Source organism: Nocardia sp. NPDC003726 (assembly GCF_053586955.1).
Genome location: NZ_JBSFNF010000025.1, coordinates 1 through 17,322 on the forward strand (window position 1 = coordinate 1; position 17,322 = coordinate 17,322).

At 69.2% G+C, this 17,322-nt stretch carries 18 protein-coding genes; 5 read left to right on the top strand and 13 right to left on the bottom strand.

Going from position 1 to position 17,322, the window contains the following annotated elements:
- Positions 1–128: 128 nt before the first annotated feature.
- Entirely contained in the window at positions 129–800 is a 672-nt protein-coding gene (locus ACWDMM_RS26895; RefSeq protein ID WP_195077815.1) for a DUF3043 domain-containing protein, read from the bottom strand.
- A 197-nt stretch (positions 801–997) separates the two neighbouring features.
- On the opposite strand from ACWDMM_RS26895, the gene ACWDMM_RS26900 reads away from it, so the two are divergent.
- Both ACWDMM_RS26900 and ACWDMM_RS26905 read left to right on the top strand, forming a co-directional pair.
- On the top strand, positions 998–1,348 hold the full coding sequence (locus ACWDMM_RS26900) for a HesB/IscA family protein (RefSeq protein ID WP_039797033.1): 351 nt from the start codon (positions 998–1,000) through the stop codon (positions 1,346–1,348).
- 250 nt (positions 1,349–1,598) lie between these two features.
- Entirely contained in the window at positions 1,599–2,567 is a 969-nt protein-coding gene (locus tag ACWDMM_RS26905; protein ID WP_195077816.1) for a carbohydrate kinase family protein, read from the top strand.
- Between the two features lie 52 nt (positions 2,568–2,619).
- Here ACWDMM_RS26905 and asnB read toward each other — a convergent pair whose 3' ends face one another.
- Entirely contained in the window at positions 2,620–4,563 is a 1,944-nt protein-coding gene (gene asnB, locus ACWDMM_RS26910; RefSeq protein WP_195077817.1) for an asparagine synthase (glutamine-hydrolyzing), read from the bottom strand.
- A gap of 364 nt (positions 4,564–4,927) precedes the next feature.
- On the opposite strand from asnB, the gene ctaC reads away from it, so the two are divergent.
- The 3 genes from ctaC to ACWDMM_RS26925 all read left to right on the top strand — a co-directional run bounded on the left by ctaC (position 4,928) and on the right by ACWDMM_RS26925 (position 7,268).
- Positions 4,928–6,061 carry an aa3-type cytochrome oxidase subunit II gene (gene ctaC, locus ACWDMM_RS26915; protein ID WP_323124699.1) on the top strand — a complete coding sequence of 378 codons (1,134 nt, stop codon included), beginning with the start codon at positions 4,928–4,930 and terminating at the stop codon, positions 6,059–6,061.
- 13 nt (positions 6,062–6,074) lie between these two features.
- Positions 6,075–6,491: a cytochrome c oxidase subunit 4 gene (locus tag ACWDMM_RS26920; RefSeq protein WP_067800673.1), complete on the top strand. Its 417-nt coding sequence runs from the start codon at positions 6,075–6,077 to the stop codon at positions 6,489–6,491.
- Positions 6,492–6,611: 120 nt separating this feature from the next.
- Complete coding sequence (locus tag ACWDMM_RS26925) at positions 6,612–7,268, top strand: TetR/AcrR family transcriptional regulator (protein WP_357113002.1); 657 nt, start codon at positions 6,612–6,614, stop codon at positions 7,266–7,268.
- On the opposite strand, the gene ACWDMM_RS26930 is transcribed toward ACWDMM_RS26925, so the two are convergent.
- The 11 genes from ACWDMM_RS26930 to ACWDMM_RS26980 all read right to left on the bottom strand — a co-directional run bounded on the left by ACWDMM_RS26930 (position 7,265) and on the right by ACWDMM_RS26980 (position 17,300).
- Entirely contained in the window at positions 7,265–8,362 is a 1,098-nt protein-coding gene (locus ACWDMM_RS26930; RefSeq protein ID WP_357112999.1) for a CSLREA domain-containing protein, read from the bottom strand. The two genes, ACWDMM_RS26925 and ACWDMM_RS26930, sit on opposite strands and share 4 nt — an antisense overlap.
- A 91-nt stretch (positions 8,363–8,453) precedes the next feature.
- Positions 8,454–8,756, bottom strand: a complete 303-nt coding sequence (locus tag ACWDMM_RS26935) for a YciI family protein (protein ID WP_449940107.1) — start codon at positions 8,754–8,756, stop codon at positions 8,454–8,456.
- A gap of 22 nt (positions 8,757–8,778) precedes the next feature.
- Entirely contained in the window at positions 8,779–10,056 is a 1,278-nt protein-coding gene (locus tag ACWDMM_RS26940) for an FAD-binding oxidoreductase (protein ID WP_195077821.1), read from the bottom strand.
- A gap of 52 nt (positions 10,057–10,108) precedes the next feature.
- Entirely contained in the window at positions 10,109–11,674 is a 1,566-nt protein-coding gene (locus tag ACWDMM_RS26945; RefSeq protein ID WP_357112995.1) for an alkaline phosphatase D family protein, read from the bottom strand.
- Between the two features lie 70 nt (positions 11,675–11,744).
- Complete coding sequence (locus ACWDMM_RS26950) at positions 11,745–12,509, bottom strand: sporulation protein (RefSeq protein WP_357112992.1); 765 nt, start codon at positions 12,507–12,509, stop codon at positions 11,745–11,747.
- A gap of 314 nt (positions 12,510–12,823) precedes the next feature.
- Complete coding sequence (locus ACWDMM_RS26955; protein WP_195077824.1) at positions 12,824–13,555, bottom strand: lysophospholipid acyltransferase family protein; 732 nt, start codon at positions 13,553–13,555, stop codon at positions 12,824–12,826.
- 178 nt (positions 13,556–13,733) lie between these two features.
- On the bottom strand, positions 13,734–14,744 hold the full coding sequence (locus ACWDMM_RS26960; protein ID WP_195077825.1) for an ROK family protein: 1,011 nt from the start codon (positions 14,742–14,744) through the stop codon (positions 13,734–13,736).
- Positions 14,741–15,157: a hypothetical protein gene (locus ACWDMM_RS26965; protein WP_323124693.1), complete on the bottom strand. Its 417-nt coding sequence runs from the start codon at positions 15,155–15,157 to the stop codon at positions 14,741–14,743. The genes ACWDMM_RS26960 and ACWDMM_RS26965 overlap by 4 nt, the downstream gene beginning before the upstream one ends.
- Positions 15,147–16,448: an ArsA family ATPase gene (locus tag ACWDMM_RS26970; RefSeq protein WP_449940168.1), complete on the bottom strand. Its 1,302-nt coding sequence runs from the start codon at positions 16,446–16,448 to the stop codon at positions 15,147–15,149. The genes ACWDMM_RS26965 and ACWDMM_RS26970 overlap by 11 nt, the downstream gene beginning before the upstream one ends.
- Positions 16,445–16,879 (bottom strand): SRPBCC family protein, encoded by a 435-nt coding sequence (locus ACWDMM_RS26975; protein WP_195077826.1) that lies wholly within the window; start codon positions 16,877–16,879, stop codon positions 16,445–16,447. The genes ACWDMM_RS26970 and ACWDMM_RS26975 overlap by 4 nt, the downstream gene beginning before the upstream one ends.
- 37 nt (positions 16,880–16,916) lie before the next feature.
- Positions 16,917–17,300, bottom strand: coding sequence for a polyketide cyclase / dehydrase and lipid transport (locus ACWDMM_RS26980; RefSeq protein WP_449940112.1), 384 nt, complete (start codon positions 17,298–17,300; stop codon positions 16,917–16,919).
- Positions 17,301–17,322 lie beyond the last annotated feature (22 nt).

Here is a 17,322-nt window from a genome sequence, read left to right on the forward strand (position 1 = left end):
CGCCGCCGGTCGCGGCCCGGCTCGCGTGTGCGCGGCCGCCGCGTACGCGACGAAGGAGCAAGCGGCGGCCGCGCACACGCGAGCCATCAAGGGGCCGCGAACACGCCGCGCCGAAGGCGCGGCCAAAATCACACAGCGTCGCCCGGGCCGACCCGTGGTTTCGGGGCGCGCATCTTGCGGATCTGCGACGCGCGGACGAAGGCGTACCAGCCGAGGCGGTATCCGCCGTCGGTGGTCTCCGGGAAACGCTCCCTGACCCGGTTGTTCACCACCCGGCCGAGCAGGACGCCCTCGATGCCCATGAACAGCATCATCACCAGCATGGCCAACGTGACGACGGTCTGCAGCGCGGGGGCGAGGAACATCGAGAAGATCAGCACCAGCGCCATCGGCATGAACAGGCCGACCAGGTTGCGCCGGGCGTCGACGATGTCGCGGACGAAGGCCCGGACCGGCCCCTGGTCGCGGGGCGGAAGGTACTTGTCCTCGCCCGCGAGCATGCGCTCGCGCCGATCCGCGGCGGCCTCGCGCCGTTTCGCGGCCGCGGCCTTGCGCTCGGCTCTGGTGCCCCGCGCGGCCTTGCGCCGGGCGCGGGCCTCCTTGGCGGTGAGCGGGGCGGGCGCTATCGGGCCGCGGCGCTTGCCTTGCGCGTCACGGCGTTTCGGGGTGGGACGGCCCTTGCCCGCGGTGGCCGTCGCCGCCGCGCGGGTGGTGCCCGCGGCCGAGTCGCCGTCCGTGACCACCGTCGATTCGGCGGTCGCGTCGGTGGTGCTGGACTCGCCGCGACGGAACAATTTCACATCGACCAGGCTATTCGATGGGTAGCGCGGCGAGAAATGCGGTCCGATTCGCCGGGAGTGTGCGGGGTCACGGAGGTTGCGCGCCGTCGCGGCGGGGGTGGTGGCAAGATGGAGGAATAGCAGCCTGCCGAGTGGTGTTGACCGACACGACCCGTGCGCTGTTCACGGGTTGACCACAGGTTCCTCGAGGAGAGTTCATGACTGTGCAGAACGAGACCGCCACCCACGGTGTGACTCTGACCGACGCCGCCGCCGCGAAGGCGAAGGCCCTGCTCGACCAGGAGGGTCGCGACGACCTGGCGCTGCGGATCGCGGTGCAGCCGGGTGGTTGTGCCGGCCTGCGTTACCAGCTGTTCTTCGACGACCGCTCGCTCGACGGCGACCTGACCGTCGACTTCGGCGGCGTCACGCTGGCCGTCGACCGGATGAGCGCGCCGTACGTGCAGGGCGCCTCGATCGACTTCGTCGACACCATCGAGAAGCAGGGCTTCACCATCGACAACCCGAACGCCACCGGCTCCTGCGCCTGCGGCGACTCCTTCAACTGAGGCAGTGATCCCGGCGCGGTCGCGGAGATCGGCCGCGTCCGATCGGAACACCTGATCTCGTGCGGACACGGGTAACTCGTCGGGAACGCCCAGGACCCGAGCGGCACTCACGCAGGACCTGAACGCAAATCCGGTGCCGCTCAACTAGTACGGCCTGAAGACCCGGACAGGCGGCATCAGCTACGGTGAGATCGGGACTCGCGTCCCGGTCTGCACCGCCTGCCGCCTACCGTTGAAGGGGCTCAGCCACGTGTCCATAGCCGTTTCCGCGTCCATTGCGACCGACCACCTCATGCGTTTTCCCGGACGGTTCGCCGACGTACTGCTGGCCGATCAGCTCGACCACGTGTCGCTGAGCTTCCTCGTCGACGATCTGCAGATTCGGCGCGGCGGCGTCGGCGGCAACATCGCCTACGCCATGGGCCTGCTCAATCGCACGCCCCTGCTCGTCGGTGCCGTCGGCGCCGATTTCGGCGAGTACCGCGCCTGGTTGGAGAAGCACGGGGTCGACTGCTCCACCGTGCTGGTGTCCGATCGCGCGCACACCGCGCGTTTCGTCTGCACCACCGACGACGACATGGCTCAGATCGCGTCGTTCTACCCCGGCGCGATGAGCGAGGCGCGCGATATCTCCATCGCCGAGCTGTCCGAGTCCAGGGAGCTCGACCTCGTCCTGATCGGGGCCAACGACCCGGAGGCGATGCTGCGGCACACCGCCGAGTGTCGCGAACTCGGCATTCCGTTCGCCGCCGATCCCTCGCAGCAGCTGGCCCGCCTGGACGGTGACCAGTCCGTGCAGCTGATCGACGGCGCCGCGTACCTGTTCACGAACAAGTACGAGTGGGCGCTGTTGCTGCAGAAGACCGGCCTGAGCGAGGAAGAAGTCGCCCAGAAGGTCGGCGTCCGCGTCACGACCCTGGGCGCGGAAGGCGTGCGGATCGTCGACCGCGACGGCACCGAGGTGACCGTCGGCGTCGTGCCGGAGCTCGAGAAGGTGGAGCCCACCGGCGTCGGTGACGCCTTCCGCGCGGGCTTCCTCACCGCGCACACCGCCGGGCTGAGCCTGGAGCGTTCCGCGCAGCTGGGCTCCCTGATCGCCGTGCTGGTGCTGGAGACCATGGGCACCCAGGAGTGGACGCTGAACAAGGAGTCCGCGCTCGAGCGCCTCACCCAGGCCTACGGCCCGGAGGCCGCGGCGGACATCAAGACTTTGCTCTGACCCTGAACGACGAAAGGCGCGCACCCGACCGGGTGCGCGCCTTTCGTGTACCTCAGAGCGAGACCGGGTAGACCGGCTCCTGGATCTCCGGCTTGATCCGGTCCTCGACGAAGATGCCGTGCCACACCATGAACACCAGCAGGGTCCACAGCCTGCGGCTGTGATCGGCGGTCCCCGCCCGGTGCGCGACCAGCATCTCGCTGATCGCGGCCTTGTTCAGCAGGTGGTCGGTCTGCGACTCGGCGATCTGCTGCTGCGCCCAGTCGTAGAGTTCCGTGCCGCGCAGCCAGTGCCGCAGCGGCACCGGGAAGCCGAGCTTGGCGCGGTGCAGCACGTGCGGAGGCACGATGCCCTCCAGCGCCTGACGCAGCGCGTACTTCGTGGTGTCCTTGGTGATCTTCTGCTCGAACGGCAGCCCCTCCGCCGCCTTCAGCACCTCGGTGTCCAGGAACGGCACGCGCAGTTCCAGCGAGTTGGCCATGGTCATCTTGTCGGCCTTGACCAGGATGTCGCCGCGCAGCCAGGTGAACAGGTCCAGGTGCTGCATCCGGGCCACCGGGTCCCAGCCGCGCGACTGCGCGTACAGCGGCGCGGTGACGTCCTGATGGGTCCACTCCGGCCGGAACTCGCGCAGCACGGCGCGCAGCTGGGCGTCGTTGAAGCTGCGCGCGTTGCCGTAGTAGCGCTCCTCGAGGGTGAGCGAGCCGCGGTGCAGCAGGCTCTTGCCCCTGGTGCCGTCCGGAATCCGGTCCGACAGCTTGCCGGCCAGTCTGCGCAGGCCGCGCGGCAGCTTCTCGAACGGCTTCAGCGACAGCGGCTCGCGGTAGATGGTGTACCCGCCGAACAACTCGTCGGCGCCCTCACCCGAGAGCACCACCTTGACGTGCTTGCGCGCCTCCTTCGCGACGAAGTACAGCGGCACCAGCGCCGGGTCGGCCACCGGGTCGTCGAGATACCAGACGATCTCCGGGATGGCCTGGGCGAACTCGGCGGGGGAGACCACCTTCACCACGTGGCGCGCGCCGATCGCCTCGGCGCTCTCGGCGGCGACGTCCACCTCCGAGTAGCCCTCGCGTTCGAACCCGGTGGTGAACGTGATCAGCTTCGGGTTGTGCCGCATGGCCAGCGCCGCGACCGCGGTGGAGTCGATGCCGCCGGAAAGGAACGAACCGACGGTCACGTCGGCGCGCATGTGCTTGGCGACGGAGTCCTCGAGCGCCGCGGCGATCTCCCGGTAGCGCGCCGCCGCCGAACCCGGGGTGAACGGGCGCACCGGGAACTTCGGCGTGAAGTACCGGGTGACGACCGGCGCCGCACCGGGCCGCACGGTGGCGTAGCTGCCCGACTCCAGCCTGCGGATGTCCTTGTGCAGCGTCTCCGGCTCCGGGACGTACTGCAGCACCGTGTAGTGCTCCAGCGCCCTCGGGTCCAGCGCGTCGCTCAACCGCAGCGCGGGCAGCAGTTCCAGCAGGCTCTTCTTCTCGCTGCCGAACGCGGTGCCGCCCGGTCCGGTGGCCAGGAACAGCGGCTTGATGCCGAACGGGTCGCGGGCCAGGAACAGCTCCCCGGTTTCGGTGTCCCAGATCGCGAAGGCGAACATGCCGCGCAGCCGCCGCACCGCCTCCGGCCCCCAGTAGTGGAACGCCGCGACGATGGCCTCGCTGTCGCCCTCGGTCTGGAAGATCTTGCCGTCGGGGAACTCGGCGGCGTGCGCCTCGGCGAGTTCGGCGCGCAGCTCCAGGTAGTTGTAGATCTCGCCGTTGAAGGTCAACGCGTAGCGGTCGGGCTGCTCGGGCGGGCCCCAGCGCAGCGGCTGGTGCGAGTGCTCGATGTCGATGATCGACAGGCGGTTGAAGCCGAAGATCACATGGTCGTCGTGCCAGGTGCCGCGCTCGTCCGGGCCGCGGTGACGCACGCAGTGCAAGGCCTCGTAGACCTGCTCCACCGTGCCAGGTGCCGCCTCGTCAGATGCCAGGAATCCGAGCAGTCCACACACGGCGTCGGCAACCTCATTTCTCGCAGTCGGGATACGCGCGCACCGGATGGCGCGCAAGGGGACGAAATCTAGTGTCCGAGTATGCCGCACCCGTGGCGTCCGCGCGTCGCGCGCATCACGTCGCGGGCGGAATCGCTGGTGGCGGTGATCGCGCTGAGCTCCCCGAGGTGTCGAAGCCGACCCGACGACGACCGAGGGGTGCGTTTGGTCTACGCTGCGTAGTACTCAGGTCTCTCTCAGGCGACCCGCGTGTCACGCGCTGGTCGAGAGGGTGCCCTGGAACGAGCTTAGGACGTATCGCCGGGGTAGATCGCAGCCCCGACGATGCACTGTCGGAATGTGTGGCGACCAGGAAGGCGTGAGCGTGGCGCACAAGGCGAGCGAAGAGATCGGGGCACGACCCGCCCGGGGTGGGCAGTACTCACCCGCCCCGCCGGCTTCGCCGGCCAACCGTCCCCCCAGCCGCATCCTTCGGCGGGCCGGGCTGGCGGTGTCCTTGGGGATCACCGCGCTGCTCGTCTCGGGCTGCTCGATCGACAATGTTTGGCTGCGGTTCGGTTGGCCGTCTGGCATCACGCCGCAGGCCACCCGGATGCGGGAACTGTGGACCTGGTCGGTCGTCGCCGCGCTGGCGATGGGCGTGCTGGTCTGGGGCCTGACCTTCTGGACCGTCGCGTTCCACCGCAAGAAGGCCGACTCACCGGAGTTCCCGCGCCAGACCGGCTACAACGTGCCGCTGGAGCTGACCTACACGGCGATCCCGTTCGTCATCATCGCCGTGCTGTTCTACTTCACCGTGGTCGTGCAGGGCTACGTGCAGGAGAAGGTGGACAACCCCGATGTCACGGTCGACGTGACCGCCTTCCAGTGGAACTGGAAGTTCGGCTATCGCAACGTCGACTTCAAGGACGGCTACCGGTTCGACGGCATCGACGCCTCGCGTGAGGCGCTGAACCAGGAACAGCTCGAGGGGTACGAGGAGCGGACCAAGGACGGTCACCCGCAGCCGGGCCCGGTGCACGGCAAGCCGGAGAACGACATCCTGTCCTACCTGCACTACGACAAGGTCGAGACGATCGGCTCGAGCAACGAGATCCCGGTCCTGGTGCTGCCGACCGGCAAGGTCATCGAGTTCCAGCTCGCCGCCGCCGACGTGATCCACGCCTTCTGGGTGCCGGAGTTCCTGTTCAAGCGCGACGTGATGCCGAACCCGAAGGAGAACAACTCCGACAACGTCTTCCAGATCACCAAGATCGAGAAGGAAGGCGCGTTCGTCGGCCGCTGCGCGGAGATGTGCGGCACCTTCCACTCGATGATGAACTTCGAGGTCCGCGCGGTCACGCCGGAGAAGTTCACCAAGTACCTGGACGCGCGCCAGGCGGGCAAGACCAACGCCGAGGCGCTCGAGTCCATCGGGGAGTCCCCGGTCGCCACGTCCACCGCGCCGTTCAACACCAGGCGCGACACCAAGAGCGCCGCCTCGGCCGAGAGCAAGTGAGGATTGATCTGACATGAAGATCGAAGCGCGGATTTTCGAACTGCTCACGGTGTTCTTCGTCATCATCGCGGGCGTCTACGGCTTCTTCACCGGTCAGTCGCGCACGGGCGTCGAATGGGCCGGCACCACGGCCATGGTGCTGACCGCGGGTCTGTCGCTGATCATCGGCACCTACTTCCGGTTCGTCGCCCGTCGTCTCGACCTGCGCCCGGAGGACTACGAAGACGCCGAGATCGTGGACGGCGCCGGTGACCTCGGCTTCTTCTCGCCTGGCAGCTTCTGGCCGATCACCCTGGCCGCCGCCGGTTCGGTGACCGCCCTCGGCCTGGCCTTCTTCCAGTTCTGGCTGATCGGCATCGGCGTCGTGTGCATCCTGACCGCCGCCGCGGGCCTGGTGTTCGAGTACTACCTCGGGCCCGAGAAGCACTGAGCCGACATCGCACCGAAACGGCCCCACCGGTTGTCCGGTGGGGCCGTTTTCGTGGGTGATGAGCCTGCCGGAGGGCGGAGTTCGTATGGCTGCCAGGCCCGACCTGATATGAAGGTGCGGGTGGGAGAGAAGTTGCTGGAGCCGACCCTGAAGGCCCTACCGCACGGGCCGCACGGACTGGCTCGCGACCTGGTGACGGGGTCGCAACGTCAGCGTCTGCTGTTCGGCGTCACGGTCGTTGTCGCCGAGCGCGGCTACCTCGATGCGACGGTCGCGGACATCGCCGCGACGGCGAAGGTTTCGCGCCGGACCTTCTACCAGCACTTCCCGGACAAGGAAGCCTGCTTCCTCGCGGCGGCCGAGACCGGCCGCGATCTGATGATCGATCATCTGCGGCAGGCGATGAGACGGATCCTGGCCGAATCCGTCGAGCCGCTCGAGGCGCTTCACCGCGGCATACGCGAATACCTCACCCTGCTGCGGGACGAGCCGTCGTTCGCCCGCGCCTTCTATCTGGAGACCGCCGTGGCGGGGCCGCGCGCGATCGAGTCGTTCGAACGATGCCAGCACTGGTTCGCCGGTTTCATCCGATCGTGGCGTGCGACGGCGGGCCCGGTCGATCCCTCCGTTCCGGACCACGCGTACCTCGCGGTGACCGACGCGACCAACGAGGCCATCCGACGAACCCTCCGGGCCGGAGGAGACTTGCTCGAGCTCGAGGAAGCCGTCGTGTACATCCATCGCGCCTTGCTCGGCCCGGCGACGCCCGCGGGCTAGGACAGGACTCTGTCGCCGGCCCCGGTGAGGTTGCAGGACGCATCGTCGCTGGTATTGCCGCCTTCGGAGACGATTCTCGCGAACACCTCGACACAGTTGACCACGGCGGCGCCGGATCTGTTCCCGAGAACGGTGGAGTCCCGCAGGACGACCGTGCCGAGCGGGACGCCGACCAGGTCGGTCAGCCGGCGCGGAAGGGTGTCGAGGTAGGCAGGCGCCACGTTGATGCCGCTGCCGCCGTCCGAAGCGGTGTTCCCGGTGATCGTCGCGCGATCGAACGTCACCACGCCCCTGCCTCGGACGTCGACGCCGCCGCCACGACCGGCGAATCCGCCAGGGCGGTACCAGACTCCGGGGTCGACCACGCGATTGCCGGTGATCGTGGTGTCGGTGAAGGCGCAGGTGTTGTCGCAGCGCACGCCGCCCGCCTCGCCCGCGGAGTTGCCGGTGATGACCGTATTCCACGTCTTCAGGTCCGAGCCCGGCACGTTGAAGATGCCGCCGCCGTATCCGGCGCTGTTGCCCTGGACTACGACGTCATCGAGGACGAGATCCGATGAATTCGCGATGCCGCCCCCGCCGGTGTCATAGAACGGGATCTCGTGCTGGGCGGCGACTCCGCCGGTGACGGTCAAACCCGTCAATGTCACGGGCGCGGAGACGCTGAGCACGCGGTCGATCCCGTCGGCGTCCAGCACCGTCCGATCGCGACCGGCGCCGCGCAGCATCGTCGGCGCGGTGAGGTTCAGGTCTCCTGTCGTCGCATCGGGGTTGCGCCCCTGCACTTTTCGCTGGTCGGGGGCTATCGTCAGAACATATCGACCGGCCGGAAGCGCGATCGTGCTACCCGGATGGGCGTTGGCCGCCTGCACCGCGGCGCGCAATGTGCAGGCGCCGGAGGCCGTGCGGCATTGCCCGCTTCGGGGATCGGCCGCTGCCTCGTCGCTGGTGGTGTCCACCGTGATCACCCCCGGTGCGGCTCCGTCGGGTGCGTCGTCGGCGTAGGCCGTTGCCGGAAAGCAGGCCGCGGTCCCCGCGACCAGGGCCGAAATGGCGAATGCGCTGATCGCCGCGGCAGATGTGCTCGTCCTCATGCAGTCTGATCCGATCACGAACATGGAGTGGGGTACGCCCGCGTATAAGTAGGGAACGCGAGCGTTTACAACTATGTCGCACGGGGACTCGCTACCGGTGACGTTTCCGGGAATTCCGTCGATGGTTACTGATTCGCCGCACGCGCTGTTGTGTGAGTGGCCGCGAGCAGGTCGGCATGCCGAGCAGCAAGGTGAATTCGACGACTTCGTGCGTCGCGACGCCGTGGAGAAGGCACGGATCCGTGGCGAGGATCGCGTCGAGCCGATCGTGCGGCATGCCTGCGGTGAGGTAGAAGCCACCCACCAACGGGACGCGGCGTCCCGCCTGCACGAGCGACTGGCCGGCGACGAATTGCTCCAGCCACCGACCGTGGTCCGGGCGCACCGGATCCACGGGACGGCGCGGGGCCGAACCGCTACTCCGCTTCGTACCGCAGCGAGTTCTCCGAACGGCAGATCTCCTCGATGCCGGAGACGATGTCGCGCAACTGCTCGGACGGGAGAGCGGCGGGGCGCAGGCGGCAGGTGAAGGTGATCAGGCCGTGGTCCTCGGCGGGCAGGCCGCGGGCGGCGGATTCGGCGCGCAGGTAGCGGGAGCGGACGCCGTAGGTCATCGCGGAGATGACGGTGAAGCAGCCGGTGCGTTCGCGGTGGCCGGAGAACAGGTCGTGCAGACGGTAGAACACCGACGTGTAGCTCGACAGGGGCGCGAAAACGCCCACCCGGTAGGCGGGACCACGCTCGGACGAGCTGAGCGCCGTATCGGCCAGATACTCGGCATCGCGGAGGGTCTGCACCTTCGGCGCGAACAGCACCGCGCCCGCGGCCGCGTTGCGCACGGGCATGCCCGCTTTGCCCGGCGCGGCGGAGGCGATGGCGCCCAGCGATTTCCGCGCACGCGACCCGACCTCGCGCCGGGCGCGCAGCCCCCTGGTCGGCGCGGTGGGGTACAGGCTCGACCACTGCCCGAACCGCACGGTGCCCAGCTGCACGTGGCCGGTGCCGACCGGACGCGCCACCTTCAGCGGCGCCGTGTCCACCCAGCGGCCGACCTGGAGTTCGGCGTTGCCCGGGCGCAGGATCTCCGCGTAGGCGTGCTCGACGAAGGAGTCGAAGTCGAGGAACCGGTCGGCGTGCGTGGTCAGCCAGGTGCGCTCCTTGTCGATCTCGATCGCGTCCAGGGTGAGCGCGGTGATGATGCCCGCCCGGCCACCCGCGCCCAGGATGCGCTGGAACCGCTCGGTGTGGTGGGTGCGCCCGCAGGTGCCGATGCGCCCATCGGTGTCGACGTACTCCAGATCGACGATCTGGTCGATGAACAGACCGTGCTTGTGCGAGGCCGCGCTGACGCCGCCGACCGACGCGAAGCCGCCCGCGGTGATGTCGCGGTGGTCGCCGACGATGGGCAGGCCGAGTCCGTGCGCGCCGAGCCTGCGGTCGACATCGGACAGTTTCGCGCCCGCCTGCACCCGGACGGTGCGCCGGCCCAGGTTGATGTCCAGCACCTGGTTCATCCGGCGCAGCGACACCACGGTCGGCTGGGCGGGCAGCGTGAGCCCCTCGTCGATCAGCTCGCCGCCGCGCACCATCAACCGTTCCGTTCGCCCGCGTGAATCCCGCACCGTGCGAACGACATCGGCGGTATCGCGGGGGAGGTATTCCTCGGCGTTGGAGACAATGTGCGGCGTGCTCATGGCAGAAAAGCTAACCACAGCGCGGCCCGCGCCGCTTCCCCGAAGCCGGGTGTCATCGCGACGCGGGCGCAAGGCTCTTGCTGAACAGGACGGATCCGGCGGCGTCGCACAGATCGACGGTCAGTTCCCTCGATCTTCCGTCGATGCGCACCTCGCCGAAATGCTGGAAGGCGTCCAGCGGTGAGCTGTTCTGCACCGGCGGTGCGTGGACGTAGACCGCCTCCGGACCGAACGTCCCGTCGAGCTGGTTCGGGCCGAACGCGCCCGCGTTGAGCGGGCCGGAGACGAACTCCCAGAACTCGTCGAAGTCGGTGAAGGCCGCGCGCTCGGGCGAATAGCGGTGCGCCGCCGTGTAGTGCACGTCGGCGGTGAGCCAGACGACGCCGGTCACCTTGTTCGCCTTGATCGACGACAGCACCCGGGCGATCTCGCGCTCCCGGCCCGACGGTGCGCCTGGATCGCCGTTGGCGGGTCCTTCGAATGCGGTGGCGTTCTTCTGCTCACCGTCCGCGACGACCAGGCCGAGCGGCAGGTCGTTGGCGATGATCTTCCAGGTGGCGGTGGACTCGCGCAGGCTGTCGACGAGCCACTTGGTCTGTGCCGGACCGAAGATGCGTCCGTCCGGTCCGGTGTTGGCGTCGTTCGCGTCCTTGTTCGTGCGCATGTCCAGCACGAAGACGTCGAGCAGCGGGCCGTAGGCGATCTTGCGGTACAGGCGGCCGTCCACCGCTTCCCTCGGTTCCAATGGCATCCACTCGTGGAAGGCCTGCCAGGAGCGGGTGGCCAGGGTGTCCATGGCGCGTTCGGTGTGGCCCTTGGATTCGGCGACCAGGCCGCCGGGGTACCAGTTGTTCACCGTCTCGTGGTCGTCCCACTGCACCACCTGCGCGACCGCACTGTTGAAGCGGCGGTAGTTCTCGTCGGTCAGGTTGTAGGCGTAGTTGCCGCGGAACTGGTCCAAAGTCTGCGCGACAGCGCTTTTCGCCTCGCTCACGACGTTGCGCCAGATCCGGCCGTCGGGAAGGGTGATCGATTCCCGCAGCGGTCCGTCGGCGTAGATCGAGTCGCCGGAATGCAGGAACAGGTGCGGGTCGCGGGCGGCCATGGCGGCGAAGATCTTCATGCCGCCCAGCTCCGGGTTGATGCCGTAACCCTGGCCCGCGACGTCACCGGACCACTGCAGCCGGATGTCCGACGCGGCCGTGGGCGCGGTGCGGAAGACGCCGGTGACCGGTTCGGAGGTGGCGCCGTCCTCGCCGCGCAGCGTCACCCGGTAGTGCACCTGCGTCCCGGCGGGCAGGCCGTTGACGCGTACCCGGCCGGTGCCGTCGGAGTCGGGCGTGAGCAGCGGCCCGGTGAAACGCCTGGGGTCGCGGAACGATTCGGTAGCCGCGGTTTCCACGAGCAACGTGGCGGGGCGATCGGCGCGCGCCCAGATCAGTGCGCCATCCGCGCGTGGATCGCCCACCGCGACTCCGTGGGTGAGCGCCGGACGCTGCCGCACCAGCGCCGGGCCGTCGTCCCGTGCGCATGCCGCCAGCGCGGGAGCCGCCACCAATCCGAGTGCGGAGGCGCGCAATACGGTTCGCCGGGATGGTCTCGAGTCCGAGCCGGTCATGAGGCAACCTTGACGCGACTACCTCAACGGCGCGTGAACGGGCCGGGTCCGGGCGGACAACAAGCAGGGCTCAGTGCGCCAGGCGCGCGATGCGGTGGTGCAGTTCGCCCGTCCAGTCCACCCCGCCCAGCTGCTGGTAGTCCACCCACAGCGCGTCGAAGACGTCGCGGCCCTCGGAGAGCCAGCCGCCGCGTTTGTCCGCCTCCAGGACCAAGCTCATGCCGGTGTCGGTCGGGACGAAAGTCACCTCGAGCTGGTTCAAGCGGGGGTAGTTCGGCGCGCCGGTGAACTCGATCTCCTGGTAGAACGGCAGCGTCTGCGGCGTGTTGTGCACCCGGCCGGACTCGACGTCCGCGCTGCGCAGGTGGAATCCCAAGCGCTCCACCGCTTCCAGTAGCACGTGCTGGGCGGGCAGCGCGCCGACGCCGATCGGGTCGGTGTCGGCGGCGTCCACCGCGCCGTGGATCTCCACGATCGTGCGCAGCGAGACCACCGTGCCGGGCAGGTGCCGTCCGTTGTAGAACGTGATCGGTGTTTCCATGGGCGCGCGGGCCGCGAACCGGAACTCCAGCGGCGCACCCGCGGGCAGAGACAACGGCCCGTGCACCCCGGTACGGCCGAACGCGATGTCGCGCACGCCTTCGTGATCCTCGTACTCCTGCTCGGCCCTGGTCACGAACTCGACGGCCACCCGGGTGATCTCCTGCGCGACCGCCCCGCCCCGCAACCGGATCACGCCCTCCACCGTGCCCCCGGGCTGCACCCCCGGCGTGAACAACTCGGTCTCCACTTCGGCCCCGCCGACCCCGGCCGCCGCCAGCAACTTCTCGAACATGCTCCGCAGTCTCCCCGACCTCGCCGAACAAAACCTTGGCGTTCCCTTACGTTGTGGGCAACGCCATCTCGATCCCTTGTCCCGTACTTCTCCCGCGTCCGGAGCCGGTCGCGCTGCCGAACTCGGAATGCTCGACACGGCAGCATGTTCCGAGAGGCACACGGAAGCGGCCACGGCTCGAGCGGCGGCGGACTCCCGAGGGCGCGGCGGCCCACTCTCTGGGGTGCTGCGGTCGCGGAGCCGCGCTGCGCGGGCATTCAGCCGATACGAAAACGGCCCCGAGAACTGTCTCGGGGCCGAGGCGGGGCTTCGGGTCAGCCCGCGGCGGTGTCCGGGATGCGGACGGAGACGGAGGACGGGCGGCTGCCGCTGGGGACGCCCTTCTTCAGGCTGTGGGCGTAGACGTCGACGTACTCCTGGCCGGTGAGCCGCATCAGCTCGTACATGACCTCGTCGGTGACGGCGCGCTCGACGAAGCGGTTGCCGCCCATGCCTTCGTAGCGGGAGAAGTCGATGGGCTCGCCGAACTTGACGGTCACCTTCCTGCGGCGCCAGCGGAACGGCCCTGGCGGGCTCACCTCGTCGGTGCCGATGACCGCGACCGGGATGACGGGGACGCCGGTCTCCAGCGCCAGGCGGGCCAAGCCGGTCTTGCCCTTGTACAGGCGGCCGTCGGGGGAGCGGGTGCCCTCGGGGTAGAGGCCGACCAGACGGCCCTGGTCGAGCAGCTTGCGGGCGGCGTTCAGCGCGTCCTCGGCGGCGTCGGCGCCGCTGCGGTCGATGGGGTACTGACCCGTGGCGCTGAAGAAGAACTTCTGCAACCGGCCCTTGATGCCGGGCGTGGTGAAGTACTCGGCCTTGGCGAGGTAGTTGATTCGCCGCGGGCTCAGCAGCGGCGCGAACAGCCAGTCGGCGAAGGAGAGGTGGTTACCCGCCATGATGGCCGGCCCGTCCGCCGGAATGTTCTCCACACCTTCGACCGTCGGCCGGTTGTAGAGATGAATGAACGGTCCCAGCAGCACGAACTTCAGCAGCCAGTAGAACATGACGTCCTTCCCCCGGGACCGGGATAGTAGCGGGCACCTGCGTCAATTGCCGACTTTACCGCTGGTGCAAGATCACATCCAACCGCAGCGGCGAATCTCACCACACTTCGGCCCCGACGCCGAGCGATGGTACGCGTCGGCGTGTCGCGGCAGGCCGCGACGGCTCGCGGCGGCGGTGTCACCGGCTGGTCCGGGCGACGCGCGCGGACTTGCGCGCGTCCGAGGGCAGCGCGGCCCTGGCGAGGTCGGCGGCGCCGATCATGCCTGCGGCCTCGCCGAGTTGAGTGGTCCTGATGCGGGCCAGCGGCCGGTGCCCCGCGCCCGTGATCGCCCGCGCGTACTCCTCGCGCGCCTCGTCCAGGAACAGCGGCGCCGAACTGCTCACCCCGCCCGCGATCACCACCAGGTCCGGATCGAAGATGTCGCTGACGAACGCGAGCCCGAGCCCGAGCCAGCGCGCGAAGTCGGCCATCACCCGCACGGCGAGCGGGTCGCCGTCCTGCGCCGCGCCCGCGACCCGCCGTCCGGTCAGCGAGCCGGGATCGCGCGCCACGTCCCTGGCGAGCACGGAGCGCACGGTGTCGCTGGCCAGCATCTCGATCGCGGTCTCGGCCAGGGCGGTTCCGCTGCAGTAACGCTCCCAGCATCCGCGCTTGCCGCACGGGCAGGCCCGCCCTTGCGGAACCACCTGCAGATGACCCAGTTCCGGCGCGACGCCGTGCGTGCCCCGGTACAACTGGCCGTCGATGAGCAGGGCGGCGCCGATACCGGTGCCGATGGCGACGAGCACTACGTTGTGCCCGCCCGCGGCGGCGCCGAACCGGTACTCGGCCCACATCGCCGCGTTGGCGTCGTGCTCCAGGATCACCGGCAGTTCCAGTCGTTCGGTCAGGCGCTGGGCGACCGGGGCGTCCTGCCAGGGCAGGTGCGGGGCGAACCGGACGGTGGAGCGGTCGCCGTTGATGAACCCGGCGACCGCCAAGCCCACCGCGCCGATGGGATGCCTGCCGGACAGCTCGCGCACGGCCCGGTCCAGCGCGTCCTCCAGCGCTCGCGCGGAATGCGGCGTCGGCGCCTGGACCGTGTCCAGCACCTCGCCGCTGTCGTCGATCACCGACGCCCGAATGTTGGTGCCGCCGACGTCTATTCCGACGGTCAGCGATCGCGTACCGGCCATCTGCTGCGTCATACCTTGATCGTCACGGGTATGTCGACGTAACGGGGGCCGTCGTCGTCCCCGCGCCGGTCGTGGTGATGCGGCGCGCCGGTCTCCGGATCGGCGTCGGTGGGCATGACCGGTTCGACCGGCACCCCCGCCAGCGCTTCGCGCAGCACGGTGACGATCGCGGTGCCGTGATCGGCGATCGCGGCCAGCACCTCGTGGTGCTCACCGCGCACCAGCGCTGCGGCCGCGCACACCGGGCACCAGCTGCAGCTGGACCACTCGACCTGACCGTCGGCCGCGCGCCGCAGCACCGGCTCCACCCGCTCCAGCACCGCCTCGGCCAGCAGCTTCAGCTCCTCGGCGAACTCGGCGACACCGTCGGGCGCGGTGTGACCGCCGGCCTGCTCGCCCCTGGGCGAGTGCGGATCACCGGTCATGGCCGTGACTTTCGGACGCGTGCGCCCAGACCCGGGGATCGGGCCGGAACCGAACCACCAGATATTCGTCCTCGAGTTCGGCGCCGTCGACCGTGCACCGCCGCAATACCGGCGCCAGGCGCACCCGGCGCCGGACACCGTCCGCTCCCACGATCAAATCGTCCTCCACTCGGCCAAGGCGCAACGTGGCGGCGTCGACCACCGGCAGGTGCATGCGCAGCGCGTACACCGACCGCAACCCGGTGCCGGATTCCAGGCGAACCAGCGGTTCGCCGGAACTCGCGTCGACCTCCGTCTGATTGTCGCTCAGCATAAGCGCAGCGTCCCCGGTGCCGCCCGCCGAGCCCATCGCGTCCGACAGCGCGGCCAGCGATTTCAGCCCGATCGGCTCGGGACCGGTGTGCTGCGCGATCACCACCGGAATACCCCGCATCGCGCTCCGCAACTCGGCGATGATGTCCGATTGCTCGCCGCGCCGGTTCGAATACCACTGCACCGCCGGATGTTCGGCCCCAGCGGGCGCCGCGAGATCGGGCAGCACCTTGTTCACCACCACCGCATCCAGCCGCAAGCCCAGCAGCGCCGCGGCGGAACGCACCCGCCGCGATTCGGCCACCGCCACCCGCTCGGCGAGGGTGACCAGCCGCGCGCCGGTGCGCCGGTGGTCGGCGAGCAGATCGCGAACCTCGGCGACCGCCTTGACGATTCGCTCCACCGTTGCCGCGAGCACGGCCCGCCGCAGGTCGGTGCCCGCGGCGCTCATCGCTCGCGCGTCCGGCGGCCAGATCCGTTCCACGTAACCGAGCAGGGTGCCTGGCGCGGTGACGATGCGCAGCATGTCCGCCGAGGGCGGGCAGTCGACGACGATCAGATCCCAGTCGTCCTCGGCGGCGAACTGGGCGATCTCCACCAGCATCAGCAGTTCCTGCACGCCGGGCAAACCGGTCAGCTCCGCCGGATCCAGCGCGCCGAGGTCGAAGCCGTGCTCGTGCCCGCGACCGGTGGAGACCAGACGCACCACGTCGCGGAACCGGTCCTCGAGCAGCGCGAGCGAATCGATCTCGATCACGTCCAGTCCGGGCAGCACGGTGGTGATACCGGTGACGGTGCCCGGATCGTGCGGGAAGCGGAAACCCAGCGCGTCGCCCAGCGAATGCGCCTGATCGAGCGAGGCGATCAGCACGCGACGGCCCGACCCTGCCTCGGCCATGGCGGTGGCGCAGGCGAGCGTGGTCTTGCCCACCCCGCCCTTGCCGATGAACAGCTCGACCCGGGTCTTGTGCGCGGTCAGCCTTCGACCCGTTTCTTCAGTTCCTTCAGCGCGGTATCGGTGATCACTTTCTCGGCCTTCCGCTTGAACATGCCGATCATCGGGATGTTCAGATCGACGGTCAGCGTATAGACGACTTCGGTGCCGCCGGGCCGATCGATCAACTCGTAGGTGCCGTTCTGCGCCTTCTGCAATTCGCCGCTGAGCAGCCGCCAGCTGACCGCCTTGCGGTCGGCGCGCCAGTCGTAGGACAGCACGTAGGTGTCCTTGACCACCCCGGCGTCCAGCACGAATCGCGCGGTCTTCGCCAAACCGTCCGGCCCGGTCTCCAGCACCTCGACCGACTTCGCCGCGGACACCCACTCCGGGTAGGACTCCAGATCGGCGATGACGGACATCACCTGCTGCGACGGGGCCTCGATGACGATCGATCTCTGGGTCCTGTCGGCCATGCGGACAGCGGTTCCTTTCAGCGTCGGTGCCGGTGGATCAAGGCTGGGGCGCGGGAGTGACACCGGCGGGACGGCCCGCCTCCAACCGGGACTTCAACTCGAACGACATGTTCTTGCCCGCGACCCGGCGCGCCCGGTTGACGGCGGCCAGCTTGCCCGCGGGCAGCGGGGGCTGCGGCTCGGCGTGCAAGAAGTAGTGCAGGATCACCCCGTCGAGCGAAGGCTCCAGCCACACCTCCATGGTCCCGGTCAGCGCACCCGTCACCGACCAGCGGATACCCTTCTCGGCCCGATCCTCCCTGACCTCCAAGGCCAGGTCCGGCCACCAGCGGCGCCAATTGTTCGGCCCCGCCAGCAGCTCGGCCACGGCGGCGCCCGATGCGGCGACGAAGGTCTGGTCTGCGACCTGGATACTGCTCACTCCGCTGAGCGTAGTAGATGCG

Coding starts and splice junctions, on each gene's coding strand:
- ACWDMM_RS26900 (WP_039797033.1), top strand. CDS start 998: ATGACTGTGCAGAACGAGACCGCCACCCACGGTGTGACTCTGACCGAC.
- ACWDMM_RS26920 (WP_067800673.1), top strand. CDS start 6,075: ATGAAGATCGAAGCGCGGATTTTCGAACTGCTCACGGTGTTCTTCGTC.
- ACWDMM_RS26930 (WP_357112999.1), bottom strand. CDS start 8,362: ATGAGGACGAGCACATCTGCCGCGGCGATCAGCGCATTCGCCATTTCG.
- ACWDMM_RS26940 (WP_195077821.1), bottom strand. CDS start 10,056: ATGAGCACGCCGCACATTGTCTCCAACGCCGAGGAATACCTCCCCCGC.
- ACWDMM_RS26945 (WP_357112995.1), bottom strand. CDS start 11,674: ATGACCGGCTCGGACTCGAGACCATCCCGGCGAACCGTATTGCGCGCC.
- ACWDMM_RS26950 (WP_357112992.1), bottom strand. CDS start 12,509: ATGTTCGAGAAGTTGCTGGCGGCGGCCGGGGTCGGCGGGGCCGAAGTG.
- ACWDMM_RS26955 (WP_195077824.1), bottom strand. CDS start 13,555: ATGTTCTACTGGCTGCTGAAGTTCGTGCTGCTGGGACCGTTCATTCAT.
- ACWDMM_RS26960 (WP_195077825.1), bottom strand. CDS start 14,744: ATGACGCAGCAGATGGCCGGTACGCGATCGCTGACCGTCGGAATAGAC.
- ACWDMM_RS26965 (WP_323124693.1), bottom strand. CDS start 15,157: ATGACCGGTGATCCGCACTCGCCCAGGGGCGAGCAGGCCGGCGGTCAC.
- ACWDMM_RS26975 (WP_195077826.1), bottom strand. CDS start 16,879: ATGGCCGACAGGACCCAGAGATCGATCGTCATCGAGGCCCCGTCGCAG.